The organism is Staphylococcus sp. EG-SA-2, from assembly GCF_017152085.1.
The window spans coordinates 1-800 of the sequence record NZ_JACYHC010001026.1 but is presented as its reverse complement, the minus strand read 5'-3'; the positions used below and the strand labels follow the sequence as shown (position 1 = coordinate 800).

Sequence of the window (800 nt, the reverse complement as noted above, 5' to 3'; positions counted from 1 at the left end):
TTTTAAAATTTTACACATATTTTTATTTAAAAAAGATGTATAATTAATGTATTAAATATAGAAAGAAGTTGATATTATGAAAAAGTGTATTAAGACTTTGTTTTTAAGTATCATTTTAGTAGTGATGAGTGGTTGGTATCATTCAGCACATGCGTCAGATTCGTTGAGTAAAAGTCCAGAAAATTGGATGAGTAAACTTGATGATGGAAAACATTTAACTGAGATTAATATACCGGGTTCACATGATAGTGGCTCATTCACTTTAAAGGATCCAGTAAAATCAGTTTGGGCAAAGACTCAAGATAAAGATTACCTTACCCAAATGAAGTCGGGAGTCAGGTTTTTTGATATTAGAGGTAGAGCAAGTGCTGATAATATGATTTCAGTTCATCACGGCATGGTTTATTTGCATCATGAATTAGGAAAATTTCTCGATGATGCTAAATATTACTTGAGTGCTTATCCAAACGAAACAATTGTGATGTCTATGAAAAAGGACTACGATAGCGATTCTAAAGTTACGAAGACATTTGAAGAAATTTTTAGAGAATATTATTATAATAACCCGCAATATCAGAATCTTTTTTACACAGGAAGTAATGCGAATCCTACTTTAAAAGAAACGAAAGGTAAAATTGTCCTATTCAATAGAATGGGGGGTACGTACATAAAAAGTGGTTATGGTGCTGACACGTCAGGTATTCAATGGGCAGACAATGCGACATTTGAAACGAAAATTAATAATGGTAGCTTAAATTTAAAAGTACAAGATGAGTATAAAGATTACTATGATAAAAAAG

Annotated in this window: 1 protein-coding gene; it reads left to right on the top strand. The window is 31.1% G+C overall.

Going from position 1 to position 800, the window contains the following annotated elements; all coding sequences use genetic code 11:
• Positions 1-76 precede the first annotated feature (76 nt).
• Positions 77-800 (top strand): phosphatidylinositol-specific phospholipase C domain-containing protein (locus IDG60_RS17525; protein ID WP_206160995.1); only part of this gene is annotated, 724 nt, incomplete at its 3' end.